Annotated in this window: 1 pseudogene; it reads right to left on the bottom strand. The window is 71.8% G+C overall.

Annotated elements, in window-relative coordinates:
- Window positions 1-737: pseudogene (locus ASG00_RS16020) on the bottom strand (HDIG domain-containing metalloprotein); the annotation flags it as partial.

Raw genomic sequence — 737 nt, forward strand, 5'->3', positions numbered from 1 at the left:
GCTGGGAGATGCGCGCCTCGATGTCGTCGTACGCCGCCGCCAGCCGCGCCGCCTTGCGCTTGTTGCGGGTCGTCACGTCGGCGCGGGTGAGGATATGCAGACGCTCGAGCTCTTCGCCCGCATCGCGCACGTACCGGCGCACGGCCGAGTCCGTCCATGCCCCCTCGGCGTAGCCGAAGAAGCGCAGGTGCAGCTCGATGAGCCGCGCCACCACCGTCATCGTGTCGCTATCGAAGCGCAGGTCGCGAAGGCGGGCGCGCGCAAGGCGGGCGCCCTTCACGTCGTGGTGGTGGAAGGTGACCCCGCCGCCCGGCTCGAGCCGGCGCGTGGCGGGCTTGCCGATGTCGTGCAGCAGGGCGGCGAGCCGCAGCGGCACATCGGGCTCGGCATCGGGATGCCGCGACCGTTCGAGTGCGATCGCCTGCCGCAGCACCGTCAGCGAGTGCTCGTAGACATCCTTGTGGTGGTGGTGCTCGTCGACCTCGAGGCGCAACGCCGGCACCTCCGGCAGGAACTCCGCGAGCAGACCGGTCTCGACCAGCAGACGGATGCCCCGCACGGGATCGTCCGACGCCAACAGCCGAACGAGCTCGCCCTGCACGCGCTCGGGGCTCACGATCGCCAGCGTCGCCGTGAGCCCGGCGATCGCCTCGCTCGTCTCGGGGGCGACGGCGAAGCCCAGCTGCGAGGAGAACCGGGCGGCGCGCAGCATCCGCAGCGGATCGTCGCCGAAGCTC

The organism is Microbacterium sp. Leaf351 (assembly GCF_001423825.1).
GTDB classification, from domain to species: domain Bacteria; phylum Actinomycetota; class Actinomycetes; order Actinomycetales; family Microbacteriaceae; genus Microbacterium; species Microbacterium ginsengisoli.